Source organism: Pseudomonas sp. P8_229 (assembly GCF_034008635.1).
GTDB lineage: Bacteria > Pseudomonadota > Gammaproteobacteria > Pseudomonadales > Pseudomonadaceae > Aquipseudomonas.
Map to the genome: position 1 here is coordinate 4,974,449 of NZ_CP125378.1, position 19,522 is coordinate 4,993,970.

Annotated in this window: 15 protein-coding genes; 12 read left to right on the top strand and 3 right to left on the bottom strand. The window is 60.5% G+C overall.

Going from position 1 to position 19,522, the window contains the following annotated elements; genetic code table 11:
• The first annotated feature begins 291 nt into the window (after nucleotides 1-291).
• From QMK55_RS22595 to prpD, 6 genes are all read left to right on the top strand, one after another.
• On the top strand, nucleotides 292-1,014 hold the full coding sequence (locus QMK55_RS22595; RefSeq protein ID WP_178082152.1) for a GntR family transcriptional regulator: 723 nt from the start codon (nucleotides 292-294) through the stop codon (nucleotides 1,012-1,014).
• Nucleotides 1,011-1,904 carry a methylisocitrate lyase gene (gene prpB / locus QMK55_RS22600; RefSeq protein ID WP_007960897.1) on the top strand — a complete coding sequence of 298 codons (894 nt, stop codon included), beginning with the start codon at nucleotides 1,011-1,013 and terminating at the stop codon, nucleotides 1,902-1,904. Before QMK55_RS22595 ends, prpB begins: the two co-directional genes overlap by 4 nt.
• A 137-nt stretch (nucleotides 1,905-2,041) precedes the next feature.
• Nucleotides 2,042-3,169, top strand: coding sequence for a 2-methylcitrate synthase (gene prpC, locus QMK55_RS22605; protein WP_320329990.1), 1,128 nt, complete (start codon nucleotides 2,042-2,044; stop codon nucleotides 3,167-3,169).
• Nucleotides 3,170-3,371: 202 nt separating this feature from the next.
• Nucleotides 3,372-5,966: a Fe/S-dependent 2-methylisocitrate dehydratase AcnD gene (gene acnD / locus QMK55_RS22610; RefSeq protein ID WP_102357832.1), complete on the top strand. Its 2,595-nt coding sequence runs from the start codon at nucleotides 3,372-3,374 to the stop codon at nucleotides 5,964-5,966.
• A 54-nt stretch (nucleotides 5,967-6,020) separates the two neighbouring features.
• Nucleotides 6,021-7,211 (top strand): 2-methylaconitate cis-trans isomerase PrpF, encoded by a 1,191-nt coding sequence (prpF, locus tag QMK55_RS22615; RefSeq protein ID WP_102357831.1) that lies wholly within the window; start codon nucleotides 6,021-6,023, stop codon nucleotides 7,209-7,211.
• Between the two features lie 910 nt (nucleotides 7,212-8,121).
• Nucleotides 8,122-9,606 carry a 2-methylcitrate dehydratase gene (gene prpD / locus QMK55_RS22620; RefSeq protein ID WP_320329991.1) on the top strand — a complete coding sequence of 495 codons (1,485 nt, stop codon included), beginning with the start codon at nucleotides 8,122-8,124 and terminating at the stop codon, nucleotides 9,604-9,606.
• Between the two features lie 9 nt (nucleotides 9,607-9,615).
• On the opposite strand, the gene QMK55_RS22625 is transcribed toward prpD, so the two are convergent.
• The gene (locus QMK55_RS22625; RefSeq protein WP_102357828.1) at nucleotides 9,616-10,338 is read right to left on the bottom strand and encodes an alanyl-tRNA editing protein; all 723 of its coding nucleotides are present in this window, start codon (nucleotides 10,336-10,338) and stop codon (nucleotides 9,616-9,618) included.
• Between the two features lie 57 nt (nucleotides 10,339-10,395).
• Complete coding sequence (locus QMK55_RS22630) at nucleotides 10,396-11,316, bottom strand: DMT family transporter (protein WP_102357826.1); 921 nt, start codon at nucleotides 11,314-11,316, stop codon at nucleotides 10,396-10,398.
• Between the two features lie 90 nt (nucleotides 11,317-11,406).
• On the opposite strand from QMK55_RS22630, the gene QMK55_RS22635 reads away from it, so the two are divergent.
• Nucleotides 11,407-12,816 (top strand): PLP-dependent aminotransferase family protein, encoded by a 1,410-nt coding sequence (locus QMK55_RS22635; protein ID WP_320329992.1) that lies wholly within the window; start codon nucleotides 11,407-11,409, stop codon nucleotides 12,814-12,816.
• A 114-nt stretch (nucleotides 12,817-12,930) separates the two neighbouring features.
• Here QMK55_RS22635 and QMK55_RS22640 read toward each other — a convergent pair whose 3' ends face one another.
• A complete protein-coding gene (locus QMK55_RS22640; RefSeq protein WP_025110328.1) occupies nucleotides 12,931-13,749 on the bottom strand; it encodes a pyruvate, water dikinase regulatory protein in 819 nt (272 codons plus the stop codon).
• A 174-nt stretch (nucleotides 13,750-13,923) separates the two neighbouring features.
• Between QMK55_RS22640 and ppsA the strand changes: the two genes are divergently transcribed.
• From ppsA to QMK55_RS22665, 5 genes are all read left to right on the top strand, one after another.
• The gene (gene ppsA / locus QMK55_RS22645; RefSeq protein WP_102357823.1) at nucleotides 13,924-16,299 is read left to right on the top strand and encodes a phosphoenolpyruvate synthase; all 2,376 of its coding nucleotides are present in this window, start codon (nucleotides 13,924-13,926) and stop codon (nucleotides 16,297-16,299) included.
• 185 nt (nucleotides 16,300-16,484) lie between these two features.
• The gene (locus QMK55_RS22650; protein WP_102357822.1) at nucleotides 16,485-17,474 is read left to right on the top strand and encodes an alpha/beta fold hydrolase; all 990 of its coding nucleotides are present in this window, start codon (nucleotides 16,485-16,487) and stop codon (nucleotides 17,472-17,474) included.
• 225 nt (nucleotides 17,475-17,699) lie between these two features.
• Nucleotides 17,700-18,191 (top strand): ribonuclease E activity regulator RraA, encoded by a 492-nt coding sequence (gene rraA, locus QMK55_RS22655; RefSeq protein ID WP_077571828.1) that lies wholly within the window; start codon nucleotides 17,700-17,702, stop codon nucleotides 18,189-18,191.
• 22 nt (nucleotides 18,192-18,213) lie between these two features.
• Complete coding sequence (locus tag QMK55_RS22660; RefSeq protein ID WP_025110332.1) at nucleotides 18,214-19,209, top strand: zinc transporter ZntB; 996 nt, start codon at nucleotides 18,214-18,216, stop codon at nucleotides 19,207-19,209.
• Between the two features lie 63 nt (nucleotides 19,210-19,272).
• Nucleotides 19,273-19,521: a hypothetical protein gene (locus tag QMK55_RS22665; protein ID WP_003223293.1), complete on the top strand. Its 249-nt coding sequence runs from the start codon at nucleotides 19,273-19,275 to the stop codon at nucleotides 19,519-19,521.
• Nucleotide 19,522: the final 1 nt, after the last annotated feature.

Below are 19,522 nucleotides of genomic sequence, written 5' to 3' on the forward strand. Positions count from 1 at the left end.
AACTTGCGCAAGCGCCTTCGTGTGCCTATCAGCTTTTTATGACAAGCCGTGCAAATGGCCAGCAAATGCGGCCGGCATTCTAGCACGGTGGTTTTATGGCGCCAGCGCCCGCGCCGGTCTATAACCCTTGGGGATTCCTGTGGGAGCGAGCCTGCTCCCACAGGGATTAGATCAATTGGAAGATTGACTGTGGTTATTAGACGATTGTCGACAATGTGTATTTATCCTTTGACTGGTGCGGGCTAATTAGCTAGTTTTTGCCGCATTGGATTTAAAGGTGTCGACAATATGCTGGGTCAACTCGATCCCCCGGTCATCAATGGCGACGATTCCGAGACACTCTCGGAAAACGTCTTCCGGCGCATTCAGGCGGCTATCGTCAAGGGCGAGATCGCCCCGGGCAGCAAGATCTCCGAGCCTGAACTGGCGCGCACCTACGGCATCAGTCGCGGGCCGCTGCGCGAGGCCATTCATCGGCTCGAGGGCCAGCGCCTGCTGGTACGCGTACCGCATGTCGGTGCGCGGGTGGTGTCGCTTAGCCACGCCGAATTGCTCGAACTCTACGAAATCCGCGAATCCCTTGAAGGCATGGCCTGCCGTCTGGCGGCCGAACGCATGAGCGTCGAAGAAATCGACGAACTGCGCCGGGTGCTGGAGACCCACGAGCGCGATGCCGCGTTTCAGGCCGGCGTCGGCTATTACCAGCAGGAAGGCGATTTCGACTTTCATTACCGGATCATCCAGGGCAGCGGCAACCGCACGCTGACACAGATGCTCTGCGGCGAGCTGTACCAACTGGTGCGCATGTACCGCATCCAGTTTTCCACCACGCCCAACCGGCCGCGCCAGGCCTTCGCCGAACACCACCGGATTCTCGATGCCATCGCCGACCGTGACGGTGAACTCGCGGAATTGTTGATGCGCCGCCACATCGGCGCCTCGAAACGCAACATCGCCCGTCATTACCAGGACGGCGCCGACAATAAGACAGCCACTGAACGAGGTGAGTCATGAGTTCCAAGCAGAACACTCCAGGCCAGCGTTTCCGCGATGCGGTCGCCAGCGAGCATCCCTTGCAGGTGGTCGGCGCGATCAACGCCAACCACGCGCTGCTGGCCAAGCGCGCCGGTTTCAAGGCGATCTACCTGTCCGGTGGCGGGGTGGCCGCAGGCTCCCTCGGCGTGCCGGACCTGGGCATCACCGGCCTGGATGACGTGCTGACCGACGTGCGCCGCATCACCGACGTCTGCGACCTGCCGCTGCTGGTGGACGTCGACACCGGTTTCGGTTCGTCGGCGTTCAACGTCGCGCGCACCGTGAAGTCGATGATCAAGTTCGGTGCGGCGGCGATTCACATCGAAGACCAGGTTGGCGCCAAGCGCTGCGGTCACCGTCCGAACAAAGAGATCGTCAGCCAGCAGGAAATGGTCGACCGCATCAAGGCCGCCGTTGATGCGCGTACCGATGACAGCTTCGTGATCATGGCGCGCACCGACGCGCTGGCCGTTGAAGGCCTGGAGTCGGCCCTGGATCGCGCCGCTGCGTGCATCGAGGCCGGCGCCGACATGATCTTCCCGGAAGCCATCACCGAGCTTGAGATGTACAAGCTGTTCGCCAACCGCGTGAAGGCGCCGATCCTCGCCAACATCACCGAGTTCGGCTCGACGCCGCTGTACACCACCGAGCAGTTGGCCGGCGCCGACGTGTCGCTGGTGCTCTACCCGCTGTCGGCGTTCCGCGCGATGAACAAGGCGGCGGAAAACGTCTACACCGCGATCCGCCGCGACGGCACCCAGCAGAATGTCATCGACACCATGCAGACTCGCATGGAGCTTTACGATCGCATCGACTACCACACCTTCGAGCAGAAGCTCGATGCGTTGTTTGCACAAAAGAAAGGCTGAATAAAACCCCTGTGGGAGCGAGCCTGCTCGCGAAAGCGGCGGCTCAGGCAATATCAATGTGACTGACACGACGCATTCGCGAGCAGGCTCGCTCCCACACGTTTCCCCATACAAATTCAAAAAGATTGGAGAACACAATGGCCGAAGCAAAAGTACTCAGTGGCGCCGGGCTCCGTGGCCAGGTTGCCGGGCAAACCGCACTGTCCACCGTGGGCCAGGCCGGTGCCGGGCTGACCTATCGCGGCTACGACGTGCGTGAACTGGCGGCCGACGCGCAGTTCGAAGAAGTCGCGTACCTGCTGCTCTACGGCGAGCTGCCGACCCAGGCGCAACTCGACGCCTACCAGCAAAAACTGGGCAAGCTGCGCGACTTGCCGCAAGCGCTGAAAGAAGTGCTCGAACGCATCCCCGCCGACGCGCACCCGATGGACGTGATGCGCACCGGTTGCTCGTTCCTCGGCAACCTCGAGCCGGAGAAAGACTTCTCCGAACAGCGCGACAAGACTGACCGTCTGCTCGCCGCATTCCCGGCGATCATGTGCTACTGGTATCGCTTCAGCCATGACGGCAAGCGCATCAACTGCGTCAGCGACGAGCCAACCATCGGTGGTCACTTCCTGCACTTGCTGCACGACAAGAAGCCGAGCGAGCTGCACGTCAAAGTGATGAACGTGTCGCTGATCCTCTACGCCGAACACGAATTCAACGCTTCGACCTTCACCGCTCGCGTCTGCGCCTCGACCCTGTCCGACCTGTATTCCTGCGTCACCGCGGCCATCGGTTCGCTGCGCGGCCCGTTGCACGGCGGCGCCAACGAAGCGGCGATGGAAATGATCGAGCGCTTCTCATCGCCCGAAGAGGCGATCAAAGGCACCCTTGGCATGCTCGAGCGCAAAGACAAGATCATGGGCTTCGGCCACGCGATCTATAAGGACAGCGATCCGCGCAACGAGGTGATCAAGGGCTGGTCGAAAAAACTCGCTGACGAGGTCGGTGACAAGGTGCTGTTCGCGGTTTCCGAAGCCATCGACAAGACCATGTGGGAGCAGAAGAAACTGTTCCCCAACGCCGACTTCTACCATGCCTCGGCGTACCACTTCATGGGCATCCCGACCAAGCTGTTCACGCCGATCTTCGTCTGCTCGCGCCTGACCGGCTGGGCCGCGCACGTGTTCGAACAGCGTGCCAACAACCGCATTATCCGTCCGAGCGCCGAGTACATCGGCGTTGAACAGCGCAAGTTCGTGCCAATCGAACGTCGCTGAAATGGTGGGCTGACCCGAAGCGCAAGATCACCGCTAAACCCTGTAGGAGTGAGCCTGCTCGCGATGACGGACTGACATTCACCATCGATGTCGACTGATCTACCGCTATCGCGAGCAGGCTCACTCCTACAAGGGACGGTGTGAATCTTGAGTCTGGCATCAGCCAACCCTTTGAAACTACCGTGACCCGAGTCCTGACCCGATGAACACAGAATTCCGCAAAAACCTGCCCGGCAGTTCCCTGGATTACTTCGACGTCCGCGCGGCGGTCGAGGCGATTCAGTCCGGCAGTTACGACACCCTGCCGTACACCTCCCGCGTGCTGGCGGAAAACCTCGTGCGTCGCTGCGACCCGGCCACGCTCACCGATTCGCTGAAACAACTGATCGAGCGCAAACGCGACCTCGACTTCCCGTGGTTCCCGGCGCGGGTGGTGTGCCACGACATTCTCGGCCAGACCGCACTGGTCGACCTCGCTGGCCTGCGTGACGCGATTGCCCTGCAGGGCGGCGACCCGGCGCAGGTCAACCCGGTGGTGCCGACGCAACTGATCGTCGACCACTCGCTGGCGGTGGAGGCGGGCGGTTTCGACAAGCGGGCGTTCGAGAAGAACCGCGCCATCGAAGACCGACGCAACGAAGACCGTTTCCACTTCATCAACTGGACCAAAAAGGCTTTCAAGAACGTTGATGTGATCCCGCCAGGCAACGGCATCATGCACCAGATCAACCTGGAGAAAATGTCCCCGGTGATCCAGGTGCGCGACGGCGTGGCGTTCCCTGACACCTGCGTCGGCACCGACAGCCACACCCCGCACGTCGATGCGCTGGGTGTGATCGCCATCGGCGTTGGTGGCCTCGAAGCCGAGAGCGTGATGCTCGGTCGCGCCTCGTGGATGCGTCTGCCGGAAAGCGTCGGCGTCGAACTGACCGGCAAGCTGCAACCGGGCATCACCGCCACCGACATGGTGCTGGCGCTGACCGAATACCTGCGCAAACAGAAAGTCGTCGGCGCGTGGCTGGAGTTCTTCGGCGAAGGCGCGGCTGCGCTGACCCTCGGCGACCGCGCGACCATCTCCAACATGGCCCCGGAATACGGCGCCACGGCGGCGATGTTCTACATCGATCAGCAAACCATCGACTACCTGAAACTCACCGGTCGCGAAGACCAGCAAGTGCAGCTTGTCGAGCAGTACGCCAAGTTGAACGGCCTGTGGGCCGACAGCCTGAAGGGCGCGCAATACGAGCGTGGCCTGAGCTTCGACCTGTCGTCGGTGGTGCGCAACATGGCCGGCCCGAGCAACCCGCACGCTCGCGTGGCGGTGGCGGATCTGGCGGCCAAAGGCATCTCCGGGCAGTGGGATGATGTGCCGGGGCAAATGCCTGACGGCGCAGTGATCATCGCTGCCATCACCAGTTGCACCAACACCAGCAACCCGCGCAACGTGATCGCCGCCGGCCTTTTGGCGCGCAACGCCAACAAACTTGGGCTGACGCGCAAGCCGTGGGTCAAATCCTCACTGGCGCCGGGTTCGAAAACCGTCGCGCTGTACCTTGATGAAGCGGGGCTGACGACGGAGCTGGAGCAACTCGGTTTCGGCGTCGTCGCGTTCGCCTGCACCACCTGCAACGGCATGTCCGGCGCACTCGATCCGGTGATCCAGCAAGAGATCATCGACCGCGACTTGTACGCGACCGCCGTGCTCTCGGGCAACCGCAACTTCGACGGCCGCATCCACCCGTACGCCAAGCAGGCGTTCCTCGCGTCGCCACCGCTGGTGGTCGCGTACGCCATCGCCGGCACCATTCGTTTCGACATCGAGAAAGATGTGCTGGGCGTGGTCGATGGCAAACAAATCCGCTTGAAGGACATCTGGCCGAGCGATGAAGAAATCGACGCGGTGGTGAAGTCGTCGGTCAAGCCGGAGCAGTTCCGTCAGGTCTACATTCCGATGTTCGCGATCCACGAAGACACCGGCCCGAAAGTCACGCCGCTGTACGACTGGCGCGAGATGAGCACCTACATCCGCCGTCCGCCGTACTGGGAAGGCGCGCTGGCCGGCGCCCGTCCGCTGAAGGGCATGCGCCCGCTGGCGGTGTTGCCGGACAACATCACCACCGATCACCTGTCACCCTCGAACGCGATCATGCTCGACAGCGCCGCCGGCGAATACCTGGCGAAAATGGGCCTGCCGGAAGAGGACTTCAACTCCTACGCCACGCACCGTGGTGACCATCTGACTGCACAGCGCGCGACCTTCGCCAACCCGAAACTTTTCAACGAAATGGTCGTGGAAAACGGCAAGGTCAAACAGGGTTCGCTGGCGCGTGTCGAGCCGGAAGGCAAAGTCATGCGCATGTGGGAAGCCATCGAAACCTACATGGAACGCAAGCAGCCGCTGATCATCATTGCTGGCGCCGATTATGGTCAGGGTTCGTCCCGTGACTGGGCGGCCAAGGGCGTGCGTCTGGCCGGTGTCGAGGCGATTGCCGCCGAAGGTTTCGAGCGCATTCACCGTACCAACCTGGTGGGCATGGGCGTGTTGCCGCTGGAGTTCAAACCTGGCACCGACCGCAAGACACTGGGCATCGACGGCAGTGAAACCTACGACGTGATCGGCGCCCGCACGCCGCGCGCCGACCTGACGCTGGTGATCCATCGCAAGAACGGCGAGCGCGTCGACGTGCCGGTGACCTGCCGCCTCGATACCGCTGAAGAAGTGTCGATCTACGAGGCCGGCGGCGTGTTGCAGCGCTTCGCCCAGGACTTCCTCGAAGAGTCGGCGGTTGCCGTTTAAATCAACTGATACAGGCGTGAGATCCACATCTCACGCCTGTGGTTAAGGAGCACCATGGCTCACGCACCGCAAATAAAGATTCCCGCCACCTACATGCGCGGTGGCACCAGCAAAGGCGTGTTTTTCAGCCTGCAGGATTTGCCCGAAGTCGCCCAGGTTCCAGGACCGGCCCGCGATGCCTTGCTGCTGCGAGTGATCGGCAGCCCCGACCCGTACGACAAGCAGATCGATGGCATGGGCGGCGCTACTTCAAGTACCAGCAAAACCGTGATTCTGTCGAAAAGCATCAAGGCTGATCACGATGTCGATTACCTGTTCGGTCAGGTGTCGATCGACAAGCCGTTCGTGGACTGGAGCGGCAACTGCGGCAACCTCTCGGCAGCGGTCGGTTCGTTTGCCATCAGCAACGGTCTGGTTGATGCCAGCCGCATTCCGCACAACGGCGTGGCGGTGGTGCGTGTGTGGCAGGCCAACATTGGCAAGACCATCATCGCTCACGTACCGATCACCAACGGCGAAGTGCAGGAAACCGGTGATTTCGAACTCGACGGCGTGACCTTTCCGGCGGCCGAAGTGCAGGTCGAATTCATGGACCCGGCGGCGGAAGAAGAGGGCGGCGGTGGCTCGATGTTCCCCACCGGCAACCTGATCGATCAGCTGGAAGTACCGGGCGTCGGCACGTTCCAGGCGACCATGATCAACGCCGGGATCCCGACGATTTTCGTCAACGCCGAAGACATCGGCTACACCGGCACCGAGCTGCAAAGCGCGATCAACAGCGATCCGAAAGCGCTGCAGATGTTCGAAACCATCCGCGCTTACGGTGCGTTGCGCATGGGCCTGATCGCGAATCTGGACGAAGCGGCCAAGCGTCAGCACACGCCAAAAGTCGCGTTCGTCGCCAAGCCTGCGGATTACGTCGCGTCCAGCGGCAAGGCGATTGCCGCCGGTGACGTCGACCTGCTGGTGCGTGCACTGTCGATGGGCAAATTGCACCACGCGATGATGGGCACGGCGGCGGTGGCGATTGGCACGGCGGCGGCGATTTCCGGGACTCTAGTGAATCTCGCAGCGGGTGGCGTTGAACGCGATGCCGTGCGCTTCGGGCATCCGTCCGGGACGTTGCGCGTAGGCGCCGAGGCCAGTCTGGAGAGCGGCGAATGGGTGGTAAAAAAAGCCATCATGAGCCGCAGTGCGCGCGTCCTCATGGAAGGCTACGTCCGCGTACCCGGCGACGCTTTCTGACCCAACACCGAATAAACCTGTAGGAGTGAGCCTGCTCGCGATAGCGGACTGACATTCAACATCGACGTTGCCTGACACACCGCTTTCGCGAGCAGGCTCACTCCTACACTGGATTGCATTTCAAGGCAGGGCGATTTAGTGCTGGACCGTAACGTTCGCGTACCCGGCGACGCTTTCTGACCCGACACCGAATAAACCTGTAGGAGTGAGCCTGCTCGCGATAGCGGACTGACATTCAACATCGACGTTGCCTGACACACCGCTATCGCGAGCAGGCTCACTCCTACACTGGATTGCATCTCAAGGCAGGGCGATTTAGTGCTGGACCGTAACGTTCACGTGCCCGGCGACGCTTTCTGACCCGACACCGAATAAACCTGTAGGAGTGAGCCTGCTCGCGATAGCGGACTGACATTCAACATCGACGTTGCCTGACACACCGCTTTCGCGAGCAGGCTCACTCCTACACTGGATTGCATTTCAAGGCAGGGCGATTTAGTGCTGGACCGTAACGTTCGCGTACCCGGCGACGCTTTCTGACCCGACACCGAATAAACCTGTAGGAGTGAGCCTGCTCGCGATAGCGGACTGACATTCAACATCGACGTTGCCTGACACACCGCTTTCGCGAGCAGGCTCACTCCTACACTGGATTGCATTTCAAGGCAGGGCGATTTAGTGCTGGACCGTAACGTTCGCGTACCCGGCGACGCTTTCTGATGCTACACCGAGCAAAAACTGTGGGAGCGGGCTTGCTCGCGAAGGCGTAGTGTCAGTCGACATTTTCGCTGGCTGACACACCACCATCGCGAGCACGCTCGCTCCCACAGTGGATTGCATTTCAACCATAAGAAAAAATCAGCCCTGAACCGAGGTCCCATCAACGAACCACTGCAAGAGTGAATCGAACATGAGCGCCAACGTCGACCTGAACAACCGCCCCGACTACGACCGTGTCCTGCAGGACATCGCCGATTATGTCCTTACTTACAAAATCGAATCTGCCGAAGCCCTCGACACCGCCCGCAACTGCCTGATGGACACGTTGGGCTGTGGCCTGCTGGCACTGCGTTTCCCCGAATGCACCAAGCACCTTGGCCCGATCGTCGAAGGCACCGTCGTGCCGTTCGGGGCGCGGGTGCCCGGCACGTCGTATCGCCTGGACCCGGTAAAAGCCGCGTGGGACATCGGCTGCATCGTGCGCTGGCTCGATTACAACGACACCTGGCTGGCCGCCGAATGGGGGCATCCGTCGGACAACCTCGGCGCGATTCTCGCGGTGGCCGATCACCTGTCGCAGAAGCGCATCGCCAACGCTGAAACGCCGCTGACGGTGCGCGATGTGCTGGAGGCGATGATCATGGCCCACGAGATTCAAGGCGTGATCGCCCTGGAAAACTCCTTCAATCGCGTCGGGCTCGATCACGTGATGCTGGTGAAGGTCGCCTCGACCGCCGTCACCGCGAAGCTGATGGGCGCCAATCGCGAGCAACTGTTGTCGGCGTTGTCCCATGCCTTCGCCGACGGTCAGGCGCTGCGCACCTATCGGCATGCGCCGAATGCCGGGTCACGCAAATCCTGGGCGGCGGGGGATGCGACCAGTCGTGGCGTGCGTCTGGCCGATATCGCCTTGCGCGGCGAGATGGGCATTCCCGGGGTGCTGACTGCCAGGCAGTGGGGCTTCTACGACGTCTCGTTCAGCCACACCAACAACGATCTGGCGCTCAAGCCCGAGGGTAAACGTGCCTTCAGCTTCTCGCGGCCCTACGGCAGTTACGTGATGGAAAACGTGCTGTTCAAGATCAGTTTTCCCGCCGAGTTTCACGCACAAACCGCCTGCGAAGCAGCCGTCACTCTGCACCCGCTGGTGCGCAATCGGCTGCATGAAATCGACCGCATCGTCATCACCACCCATGAGTCGGCGATTCGCATCATTTCCAAGGTCGGGCCGCTGGCCAATGCCGCCGACCGCGACCACTGCATCCAGTACATGACGGCGGTGCCGCTGGCGTTCGGCAATCTGGTGGCCGAGCAGTACGAAGACGATTTCCACGCCGCACACCCGATCATCGATGTGCTGCGTGAAAAAATGGTCATCGTCGAGGAGCCGCGTTTCACTCGCGAATACCTTGAGGCCGACAAACGTTCGATTGCCAACGCGGTGCAGGTGTTTTTCAAGGATGGCAGCAGCACCGAGAACGTGATGGTGGAATACCCGATCGGCCACCGTCGCCGTCGCGCCGAGGGCATTGCGTTGCTCGAAGACAAGTTCAAAGCCAACCTGGCGACGCGTTTCACCGGCCAGCGCAGCCACCAGATTTTCACCCTGTGCAAGGATCAGGCGCAGCTTGAGGCAACCCCGGTTCAGCGCTTTGTCGATCTGTTGGTGATTTAGACCGGTCACTCAGGCCTGTTCAAAACGCAGGATCACGCGGCGGTTGGTCCTGCTCTTTTTCTCGATTTTTTCGCAGTACACCCGACCGATTTCCCGGGTGTTATGCACATGGGTGCCGCCACAGGGCTGGATGTCGACACCGCTGATTTCCACGACCCGCAGCTCGTCCTGGAATACAGGTGGCCGGGCGGTTTTTTTCGGCAGGTCGGAATACTCCGAGGCCTGCATGGTCATCACGTTGATCGGGCAGGCGCGTTCGATCAGCGTATTGAGATCGCGGGTGATGCTGTCTTTGTCGAGGGTCATTTCCGGCAGATCGAAATCCAGTCGGCCCTTGTCGACGCTGATACTGCAACCGGTCACCGGTGCGTCGATGAGCGCACCCAGCAGATGCAGGCAGGTGTGCATCTTCATGTGCTGGTAACGCCGTTGCCAGTCGAGGCTGGCGTTGAGCAGTGCGCCGGTACACAGCTGTGGCGGGCACTCCTGCACCTGATGCCAGATGATCGACGGCAACAGAGGATCGCGCACGGTGCCGGTCACCGCGATCCGGGTGCCATCGACCAGGCTGAAATACCCCGTGTCGCCCGGCTGCCCGCCGCCGGTGGGATAGAACAGGGTGTGTTCGAGCACGACGGCCTGATCGACCACGGCGATTACCCGGGCCCCAAAGTCCCGCCGGTAGGGTTCACTGTTAAACAGGCTGAGGGTTTCCATGGTGTGTACCGACATTTGAACCTCCGATGTTCAAAGTTGAGTGGTATGTGTGAGCCCTTGTGCTCACGCCGGTCAGCGTTTGAGCGGCAGTTTGGTGATCGCGAAACCGGCGAGCAGGATCGCCGAATACAGCATCAGGTCCCGGGAGATCGGCGTGCCTTCGTACCAGGCCCCGATGAGCAGGGCGAACACCGGGAAGATGATGAACACAAACGACAGCAGCACCGGGCTCAGGCGTTTGAGCAGAATGAAATACACGATAAAACCGCCCACCGATGCCACCAGTCCGAGGTAGAGCAGGGCGCCCCAGGAACGTGCGGTGACGTCCTTGAACACCGGTGTTTCCAGGTTCAATCCGACAATAAATAACAGCAGTCCGGCGATGCCGATCGGCAGGGTGTTGTAAGTGATCACGCTGATCGCGCTGCCGTGTTTCTTGGTCACCACGTAGCACAGCGCATGCAGGATCGCCGCACACAGAATCGCCAGTACACCGAGCCATTCGGCCTGGTCCAGATGCAGGCCCTGGCTGCGAATGATCATGAACAGGCTGGCAAAACCGATGGCGATGCCGAGCATCTGCGTCGCAAGGATTTTCTCGCGCAGAAACAGCGCGGAGAACATCAGGATGAACACCGGCATACAGCTGAACAACAGCGCGGTCAGCCCCGACGAAACATGCAGTTCACCGTAGTTGAGCAAGTAGTACGGCAGGCTGAAATACGACAGGGTGACGAACACGAAAAACCAGCGGCTCTGCCGTGGGAACAGCAGCGGCTCCTTGCGCAGCACGGCAAAACTCAGAAACAGCGGAAAGGCAATCAGAAAACGCAGCCCCGCAGCCGTCAGCGGCGGCACGCTTTCCACCGCAATCTTGATCCCAAGCCAAGTGGTGCCCCAGCTCAGGCAGACGATCAGAAACAGCGTGCAGGTGAGCAAACCGGCGAGCCAGGGCTTGCTCGCGTTCAACGGTGTGCTGATGGCTATCGACATGTGTGTACTCCGCAGCGAAGAAATTGACCTCGTTGGTGAAAAGGGTTATCCCTGATTGCACCTGTTTTCAGCACGCTATTCGGGGCGACAATGACTGTCAAAGTAAGTATTGCCATGGTGTCAATCCTGCGCGATGGCCTGGCCAATGGTGTCGGCGTGAAATACAAGCGCTTGGCGGATGCGGTGGAACAAGCGATTGCCGAGGGTGCGATCGCTGCCGGCGCGAAGCTGCCGCCGCACCGGTTGTTGGCCGACAGCCTGGGTGTGACCATCGGCACCATCAGTCGCGCCTATGGCGAGTTGGAGCGGGTCGGTTTGGTCGTCGCGCGTGTAGGAGACGGTACTTTCGTGCGTCAGCGCGGGATGGAGCGAACGCGGGACAAGGGGTTTCGCAACGTCAGCGAAGAGCCGCGTGCTTGCTTCGACATGAGTCGGAATCAGCCGATTCCCGGGCAGGAAAGCGCTTTCATGAGTCTGACGCTGCAGGCGTTGGCCAACGATTCTCACAGCCTGCAGCAGTTGACCGGCTACACCGCCGAAAGCGGCTTGCCCCGGCATCGGCAGGCGGGTGCTTACTGGCTGAGCCATGGGGCATTTCAGGTGGATGCCGATCAGGTGTTGTGCGTCAACGGCGGTCAGCACGGGCTGCTGTGCGCATTGATGGGCTTGCTCAAGGCCGGTGATACCGTGGTCACCGAGCATCTTTCCTACCCGGGTTTGATCAGCGTCGCGCGCCAGCTCGGGATCAAACTGATTGGTGTCGCAATGGACGCTGAAGGCTTGTTGCCGTCGGCGCTGGAGGACGTCTGCCGACAGCATCGGGTGTCAGCGTTGTACTGCACGCCAACCCTCCAGAATCCTACCGCGGCGGTGATGTCGGTCCCACGCCGCGAAGCCATTGCCGAACTCTGCCGGCAACACAATCTGCTGATTTTCGAGGACGAGGCGCATGCGCTGCTGGATCGCCAGCGACCGCTGCCCCTGAGTGCGTTTGCGGCGGAGCGCTCGGTGCTGATCGGGAGTTTGAGCAAAGCGGTGTCAGCCGGGCTGCGTGTCGGTTACCTGCACGCGCCGCACGCGTTGCTCGGGCGTTTGAGTGCAGCCATTCGCGGGACGTGCTGGATGGCCAATCCGTTGGCAATGGAGGTGGCGTGCCGCTGGATCGAAAGCGGCATTGCCACACAGCTGCTCAACGAGCAAATCAGTGAAATTGGCCGGCGCAAGGCGTTGGTCAGCGCGGCGCTGAAAGACCTGGCGTACAGGACGCACGTCCACAGTCCGCACTTCTGGATCGAGGTGCCCGAGCTGTGGCGCGCGTCGCAGATTGCTGCAGAACTGAAGGAGAACAACTACTTGGTGGCCACCGCCGAGGCCTTTGCGGTCGGGCATGGCGCGGTGCCACAGTTCATCCGGGCGAGTGTGTGTAATTCGGTGGGGAATGACCGGTTGTTGCTCGCAGGCTTCGAAGCGTTGGCGCGAGCACTCACCGAGACCGTGTAATCGTTCTTCGCGAGCAGGCTCACTCCCAGATTCGACCGCATTCCAACTGGAGGAACACGATCAAACTGTGGGAGCGAGCCTGCTCGCGAAAGCGTCAGATCAGACACCAAAAATCTATTTGAAACGCCGCTCCACGCCTTTCTCCACCAGAATCTTCGCCGAAATCTCTTCCACCGAAAAATGCGTGGAGTTGATGTGCGGGATGTTTTCGCGGCGGAACAGGTTTTCCACTTCGCGCACTTCGAATTCGCACTGGGCGTAGCTCGAATAGCGGCTGTTGGGCTTGCGCTCGTTGCGGATCGCGGTGAGGCGATCCGGGTCGATGGTCAGGCCGAACAGCTTGTGCTGATGGGCGCGCAGGGCGGTCGGCAGGGTCAGGCGCTCCATGTCGTCTTCGGTCAGCGGGTAGTTGGCCGCGCGGATGCCGAATTGCATCGCCATGTACAGACACGTCGGCGTCTTACCACATCGCGACACGCCCACTAGTATCAGGTCGGCCTTGTCGTAATAGTGGGTGCGTGCGCCGTCGTCGTTGTCGAGGGCGAAGTTCACCGCCTCGATGCGCTCCATGTAATTGGAGTTGTGCCCGATCGAGTGCGACTTGCCGACGGTGTAGGAAGAATGCTCGGTCAGTTCCTGTTCGAGCGGGGCCAGGAACGTCGAGAAAATGTCGATCATGAAACCATTGGAGGTTGCGAGAATCTCACGAATGTCCTGATTGACGATGGTGTCGAAGATAATCGGACGCAAGCCGTCGGTTTCAGCGGCTTTGTTGATTTGTTGTACCATGGCCCGCGCTTTGTCCGCGTTGTCGATATACGGCCGCGTGAGCTTGGTGAAGGTAATGTTTTCGAACTGCGCCAGAAGGCTTTGACCCAGGGTTTCGGCGGTAATGCCGGTGCCATCGGAGATAAAGAAAGCAGATCGTTTCATTTGCACCTTGGGCCTTAAGCTAATGAGCATTCTTGGATATGATAGGCGCGATTTGCCGGCCGCCATTGGCCCGCATTCTCACTTATTTTCCAGGTCCAGGCCATACAGCCGGCCAACGCTCCCCCGAGCTGCCGGTTTCTGAGCTTTTCCAACACAGTTAGTGGAGAGATCACCTTGGTAGAGTACGTAGTTTCCCTCGATAAGCTCGGCAAACACGATGTTGAGCATGTGGGGGGCAAGAACGCATCCCTGGGCGAGATGATCAGCAACCTGGCGGGTGCCGGTGTGTCGGTCCCCGGCGGTTTCGCCACCACCGCGCAGGCCTATCGCGACTTTCTCGAACTGAGCGGCCTCAACGAGCAGATCCACAAGGCTCTCGACGCCCTGGACGTCGATGACGTCAACGCGCTGGCCAAGACCGGCGCGCAGATCCGCCAATGGATCATGGAAGCCCAATTCCCTGAAAAACTGAATGCCGAGATCCGCACCGCGTTCGCCGCGCTGTCGGCCGGTAACCCTGACGTGGCCGTGGCCGTGCGCTCCTCGGCGACTGCCGAAGACTTGCCGGACGCATCGTTTGCCGGCCAGCAGGAAACCTTCCTGAACATCCGTGGTGTGGAAAACGTTATCCGCGCCGCCAAAGAGGTGTTCGCCTCGCTGTTCAACGATCGTGCGATTTCCTACCGCGTGCACCAGGGCTTCGATCACAAACTGGTCGCCCTGTCGGCTGGCGTGCAGCGCATGGTGCGTTCGGAAACCGGCACTGCCGGTGTGATGTTCACCCTCGATACCGAATCCGGTTTCCGTGACGTGGTGTTCATCACCGGCGCCTACGGTCTGGGCGAAACCGTTGTACAAGGCGCGGTCAACCCGGACGAATTCTACGTGCACAAGGGCACCCTGGAAGCCGGTCGTCCGGCGATCCTGCGACGCAACCTGGGCAGCAAAGCGATCAAGATGATCTACGGCGACGAGGCCAAGGCCGGTCGTTCGGTCAAGACCGTTGATGTCGACAAGGCCGAGCGCGCGCGTTTCTGCCTGACCGATGCAGAAGTCAGCGAGCTGGCCAAGCAGGCGATGATCATCGAGAAGCACTACGGCTGCCCGATGGACATCGAGTGGGCCAAGGACGGTGACGACGGCAAGCTGTACATCGTGCAGGCCCGTCCGGAAACCGTGAAGAGCCGCACCCAGGCCAACGTCATGGAGCGTTACCTGCTGAAAGAAACCGGCACCGTGCTGGTGGAAGGTCGTGCGATTGGCCAGCGCATCGGCGCCGGTAAAGTGCGCATCATCAAAGACGTGTCCGAGATGGACAAAGTCCAGCCGGGCGACGTATTGGTGTCCGACATGACCGACCCGGACTGGGAGCCGGTGATGAAACGCGCCAGCGCCATCGTCACCAACCGTGGCGGGCGTACCTGCCACGCGGCGATCATCGCCCGTGAACTGGGCATTCCAGCGGTTGTGGGTTGCGGCAACGCCACCCAACTGCTGAAGGATGGCCAGGGTGTGACCGTGTCTTGCGCCGAAGGCGACACCGGTTACATCTTCGAAGGCGAGCTGGGCTTTGACGTCAAGAAGAACTCCGTGGACGCAATGCCGGAATTGCCGTTCAAGATCATGATGAACGTCGGTAACCCGGACCGCGCCTTCGACTTCGCACAGCTGCCGAACGCCGGTGTGGGCCTGGCCCGTCTGGAGTTCATCATCAATCGCATGATCGGCGTGCACCCCAAGGCACTGCTGAACTACGACGGCCTGCCGCAGGAAATCAAGGACAGCGTCGACAAGCGCATCGCCGGTTACAGCGACCCGGTCGACTTCTACGTCGACAAACTGGTGGAAGGCATCAGCACTCTGGCTGCGGCGTTCACGCCGAAAAAAGTCATCGTGCGCCTGTCGGACTTCAAGTCCAACGAATACGCCAACCTGATCGGCGGCAAGCTCTACGAGCCGGAAGAAGAAAACCCGATGCTGGGCTTCCGTGGCGCTTCGCGTTACATCAGCGAATCGTTCCGTGACTGCTTCGAACTCGAGTGCCGCGCGCTGAAGCGTGTGCGCAACGAAATGGGCCTGACCAACGTCGAAATCATGGTGCCGTTCGTGCGTACCTTGGGCGAGGCCAGCCAGGTAATCGATCTGCTCGCCGAAAACGGTCTGGCTCGCGGCGAAAACGGTCTGCGCATCATCATGATGTGCGAACTGCCATCCAACGCGATTCTCGCTGAAGAATTCCTCGAATTCTTCGACGGTTTCTCGATCGGTTCCAACGACCTGACCCAACTGACATTGGGTCTGGACCGTGACTCCGGGATCATCGCGCACCTGTTCGATGAGCGTAATCCGGCGGTCAAGAAGCTGTTGGCCAACGCGATTGCCGCATGCAACAAGGCCGGCAAGTACATCGGCATCTGCGGTCAGGGCCCTTCGGACCATCCGGACCTGGCCAAGTGGCTGATGGAACAGGGCATCGAAAGCGTGTCGCTGAACCCGGATTCCGTACTGGAAACCTGGTTCTTCCTGGCGGAAGGCCAAGCGCAGGCCTGATAAGTATGTGAACGGCCCGTTCCCTCTGTGGGAGCGAGCCTGCTCGCGAAGACGGAGAAACATTCAACAGTGATGTTGGCTGACACTCCGCCTTCGCGAGCAGGCTCGCTCCCACAGGAGGCGGGTTTTGAGATCTGAGTAGGGCGGGCTCCTGTAGATGCCGCCCTTTTTTGTGCAAGAGCATTATGCAAAGCAGCAGCAACCTGTTTCCTGTCGCCCTGATCAGCGCCGAACGACGCGGTGATCTGAGCGAAGACGTCTATCGATTGAAACCCGGCAACAGTCCCGATTGGTCCGTGGAGATCGCCGTGACCCGTCTGGGCATGGCCGATGAGCCTGCGACCCGTGGCGTGCCGGTGATTTTGCTGCACGGCAGTTTTTCCAACCGACGCTTCTGGTTTTCCCCCAAAGGTTTGGGGCTGGGCGCGTACCTGGCGCGTCTGGGCTTCGATGTGTGGATCCCGGAGATGCGCGGCCATGGCCTGTCGCAGCGCAACGAGGACTACCGCCGCAATCGCGTGGCCGACTACGCCCGTTACGATCTGCCGGCGATTGCCGCGTTCGTGCGCGAGCAGAGCGGTCAGGTGCCGCACTGGATCGGCCATTCGCTGGGCGGCATCACCCTGGCGGCGGCGCTGGGTGGCGAGTACCTCGGCGAGCCGGCGATGGCTTCAGCGGCGTTTTTCGGCACCCAGGTCAGCCGCACATACTGGCCACTGAAGATTCCACCGGTGGAATGGAGCGGGCGCTTCATTCTCAAGCGTTTCGCACAATTGTCCGGCTCACGCCTCAAGCGCGGTCCGGAGGACGAACCGATCGGGCTGGCGCTGGAAAGCATGCGCTGGTACGGCCTGTTCGGCCGCTTTGGCGACAAGGACAAGGATTGGTGGGCTGGTCTTGCCGAGGTTCAGGTGCCGGTGTTGGCGGTGACGGCGGCGGGGGATCATCAGGATCCGGCGTGGGCCTGTCGCAAACTGTTCGAGCAGATCGGTTCCGAGCACAAGCAGTTCGTCAATCTGGGGCGTGAACAAGGCTTCAGCGACAATTTCGGGCATGTCGATATGCTGGTGAGCAAGGCGGCGCAGGCCGAGGTCTGGCCGCTGGTGGCGCGCTGGCTGCAGGATCAGCACACACCGCTGTTGGGTGAGAAGCCGGACCTGGCAGCGGCGGTTTGAGCGAAGGCTCTGAAAAGGGCATTTCGTTCGGATCGGCTTGCGGCTAAGATATGACGCATTGTGCAATTCTGGTCATATTTGGTGGCTGTTTAGCTATTACGTTTCAGCGTTTGTTCAGGTTCGTTCAGCGACCATTGCATGAACTAAGGTAAACAGCGACCGCCGGGACTCGTTTCAACAGAGTGCGACATCCTTGATCGTCTTCCTTGTTACAGGAGTTTTTCGATGAACCATTACCTCACGCCTGACCTGTGCGACGCCTATCCGGAGCTGGTGCAGGTGCTGGAACCGATGTTCAGCAATTTCGGCGGCCGTGATTCCTTCGGCGGCGAAATCGTGACCATCAAATGCTTCGAAGATAACTCGCTGGTCAAAGAGCAAGCCGAACTCAAGGGCAACGGCAAGGTGCTGGTGGTCGATGGTGGTGGTTCGCTGCGTCGTGCGCTGCTGGGCGACATGATCGCCGAGAAAGCCGCGAAAAACGGCTGGGAAGGGCTGGTCATCTACGGTTGTATCCGTGACGTTGACGTTATCGCCCAGACCGATCTCGGCGTGCAGGCCCTGGCCAGCCATCCGATGAAGACCGAAAAACGCGGCATTGGCGACCTCAACGTGCCGGTGACCTTTGCCGGTGTGACGTTCCACCCGGGCCAATACATTTATGCGGACAACAACGGCGTGATCGTTTCGCCGAGCCCGCTGCAGATGCCTGAATAAAGTTTTCGACAAAGGGATGCGGATGTTCGAGGAAGAAAACGCGCAGTGGGGGCTGGTGCATGCTCTGGTACTGGACGGTAAAGGCGGTGCGCGTTCGATTGCCCGGACTGAGCTCGACGATCTGCAGTTGCAGGCCCATGAGAGCCTGTGGCTGCACTGGGATCGCAGTCATCCGCAAACCCAGACCTGGCTGCGCAAGTCCAGCGGCCTGAATGAGTTCAGCTGCGACCTGTTGCTGGAAGAAAACACCCGCCCGCGCCTGTTGCCGTTGCCGGATGCCGAGCTGTTGCTGTTTCTGCGCGGGGTCAATCTCAACCCCGGTGCCGAGCCGGAAGACATGGTCTCGGTGCGGATTTTCGCCTCCGCCCAGCGCGTTATCTCGTTACGTCTGCGCCCGCTGCGCGCCACCGATGAACTGTTGGCGCTGTTGAGCGAGGGCAAGGGTCCGAAAACTTCCTCCGAACTGATCCTTTATCTGGCGCAATTCCTCACCAACAAGGTGCAGGATCTGGTCACGTGCCTGTCGGAACTGGTCGATGAAGAGGAAGAAAAACTGGATGCCGACGAACGGTATACCCCCGAGCATGGCTCGATTTTGCACATCCGTCGCCGGGCTGCCGGACTGAAGCGTTTTCTGGCGCCGCAGCGGGATATTTTCGGACAGCTGACGCGGATAAAACTGCCGTGGTTCGTCGACGATGACGCCGACTACTGGAACGAATTGAACAACAGCCTGACCCGCTATCTCGAAGAGCTGGAATTGACCCGAGAGCGCATGGGGCTTGTGCTGGAGGCCGAAGACCGGCGTTTGAACGTGCGCATGAATCGCACGATGTACCGCTTCGGCATCATCACCTGCATCTTCCTGCCGATGAGTTTTCTCACCGGTCTGTTAGGCATCAACGTGGGCGGCATTCCGTTCTCGAGCAGCCCTTATGGGTTCCTCATCGCCTGTCTGACGGTGCTGGCGATGGCGTTTGGTCAATGGTGGTTATTCCGCCGTTTGCGCTGGGTATGAAAATGCAACATGTGACCCGACCAAATTTGCCCGCGTCTTTCACAGACATCACGAGAGGTGCGTATGCACGATCCGTTTGAACAGTCTTTGCGCGACATGCTCAACGCCTCGCCGTCCAGCCGCGACGACGATGCCTGCCTGGGTCGCGTACTCAAAACCGCCAACCGCCAGGTCGGCGCCGGTGATCTGTTCAGCCTGCTGGGCCGCTGGCTGCCCGCGCTGATGATTGCCCTGAATAACGGCTCGGCCCACGTCTCGCCGGTTTCCCGTCTTCGTAAAACCACCGCTCGCACTGCTGATAAGGCTGATTGAA